The sequence below is a fragment of the Streptomyces sp. NPDC059456 genome, assembly GCF_042750055.1.
Classification (GTDB): Bacteria; Actinomycetota; Actinomycetes; order Streptomycetales; family Streptomycetaceae; genus Streptomyces.
This window is the reverse complement of sequence record NZ_JBHYVA010000932.1, coordinates 1-1832: the sequence shown is the minus strand read 5'-3', so window position 1 is coordinate 1832 and position 1832 is coordinate 1. Positions and strand designations below refer to the sequence as shown.

4 protein-coding genes are annotated in these 1832 nt (G+C 74.8%); all 4 read left to right on the top strand.

What is annotated here, in order from left to right:
* Positions 1 to 191, top strand: a 191-nt coding sequence (locus ACFXA3_RS40695; protein ID WP_385196212.1) for a hypothetical protein, incomplete at its 5' end; no start/stop codon positions are given.
* Complete coding sequence (locus ACFXA3_RS40690) at positions 188 to 802, top strand: GPP34 family phosphoprotein (protein ID WP_385196209.1); 615 nt, start codon at positions 188 to 190, stop codon at positions 800 to 802. The genes ACFXA3_RS40695 and ACFXA3_RS40690, both read left to right, overlap by 4 nt.
* 75 nt (positions 803 to 877) lie before the next feature.
* Positions 878 to 1234, top strand: coding sequence for a hypothetical protein (locus tag ACFXA3_RS40685; protein ID WP_385196207.1), 357 nt, complete (start codon positions 878 to 880; stop codon positions 1232 to 1234).
* Between the two features lie 84 nt (positions 1235 to 1318).
* Positions 1319 to 1832 (top strand): enoyl-CoA hydratase-related protein (locus ACFXA3_RS40680; protein WP_385196205.1); only part of this gene is annotated, 514 nt, incomplete at its 3' end.

Below are 1832 nucleotides of genomic sequence, written 5' to 3'. Positions count from 1 at the left end.
CGCCGACCCTCTGCGCCCGGGCGCCGCGGCGGCCGGCCCCGGTTCGTCTGCCGGCCACCGGCCGCGACGGCAGCCTGTTCGACCGGGCGGGAGCGATACTTGAACTCCACGTACGGGAGGCCGATTCGGCCGGCGGTCGGGCCGCCGGCGCAGCGTCCCAGGCCGATGACTTCGAGGGGAGCCGTTCATGACCACGGCGAAGGACCTGTTCATCATCGCCGTCGAGCCGCCGCCGGACCGTCCCGTGGGGCAGGGCGACCTGTCGCTCGCACTCGCCGGGGCCGAGCTGATCGACCTGATCGGTGCGCGGGCCGTCACCCTGGACGGGGACAGCATCGTGCCGGCCGGGGAGCCGGCGCTGGACGACCGCCTGCTGGGCGAGGCGTCGGCGGCGCTGACCCGGCAGGTGCCGTACGAGCGGGTCGAGGACTGGCTGTGGCGCAGAGGACGCGACCTCTCCGCGGCGTACCAGGCCGGCCTGGAGGCGGACGGCGAACTGACGCAGGGGCGGGGCGGCCGGTCGCTCTTCGGGGCCGACCGCGTGGAAGTGGCCGATTCGGCCGCTCGCCGCAGGGCCTTGAGCCGCCGGGAGGCGGACGAGCCGGTGCTGGCCGCCCTCGCGGCCAGTGTGGGCCTGGAGGGCGGGCCCGGCACCGAGGAAGAGCAGGAGCCCGGGCTCGACGACGAGGCCGTGATCACGGTACTGGCGATCGTCAACGACGCGGTGATGGAGCTGGAGGCCGTACGCCAGCGGCGGTCCATCGAGAAGGCGGCGTTCGCCAACGTCTGGCGGGGCCCGTGAGGGCCGGCGTCGATCTCCGCTCGTAAATCGCCGGACCGGCTCCCGGAGCGGGACGCGAGCTTCTAGGCTGGTCACATGCGCCACACGCTTACCAGCCTTGCCACCGCCTACGACCTGGAGCGCGTCAAGCGTGCCCCGGCCGGCGGCCGTGACTTCATGGCCCGGGCCGCCGCCTACGAAGAACGGCTGTCGGAGCGGCCCGACCTGCGTCACTGGTCCCCCATCGACGACGCCGACCCCGGTGACGACGGTCCCAACCGGGTCCTCGACGCCGACCTCGACGCGTGGACCCGGCTCGGTGACGGCCCGAACCGCGGTGCGTGGCGGATGGCGCGGTTCAGCCGCCCGGGGCAGGAGGAGCAGCCCGGGGGCGCGCTGACCTGGCGGGAGCTCGCGTACCACTACGGTCCCCTCACGGACGACAGCCACTGAGACCACGCGGGGGCGGACCCGGGCTACCCTCCCCGCAGGGGAGACCGGCCCACACGGGAGACCGGCGAGCGGGAGGGGTGCGCGATGGCGGACGAGCAGGCCTCGGTACGGGTGGAACGCGACGGCCCGGTGTTCACGGTGATCCTGAGCAGACCCGGCGTCCGCAACGCCGTGGACGGTCCGACGGCGTCGCTGCTCGCCGACGCCTTCCGGCGGTTCGAGGCCGACGAGGACGCGGCCGTCGCCGTCCTGTGGGGCGAGGGCGGGACCTTCTGTTCCGGGGCCGACCTCAAGGCCATCGGCAGCGAGCGCGGCAACCGGGTACTCGCCTCGGGGGACGGGCCCATGGGGCCGACCCGGATGCGTCCGGGCAAGCCGGTGATCGCGGCCGTCGCCGGGCACGCGGTGGCCGGCGGCCTGGAACTCGCGCTCTGGTGCGATCTGCGGGTCGTGGAGGAGGACGCCGTGTTCGGGGTGTTCTGCCGGCGCTGGGGCGTGCCGCTGATCGACGGCGGCCCGGTGCGGCTGCCCCCGCTGATAGGCGTGTTCCGGGCCCAGGACCAGATCAATCAGGGGGGCCCCCGGCCCGCCCCCCACG

Coding starts and splice junctions, on each gene's coding strand:
- ACFXA3_RS40690 (WP_385196209.1), top strand. CDS start 188: ATGACCACGGCGAAGGACCTGTTCATCATCGCCGTCGAGCCGCCGCCG.
- ACFXA3_RS40685 (WP_385196207.1), top strand. CDS start 878: ATGCGCCACACGCTTACCAGCCTTGCCACCGCCTACGACCTGGAGCGC.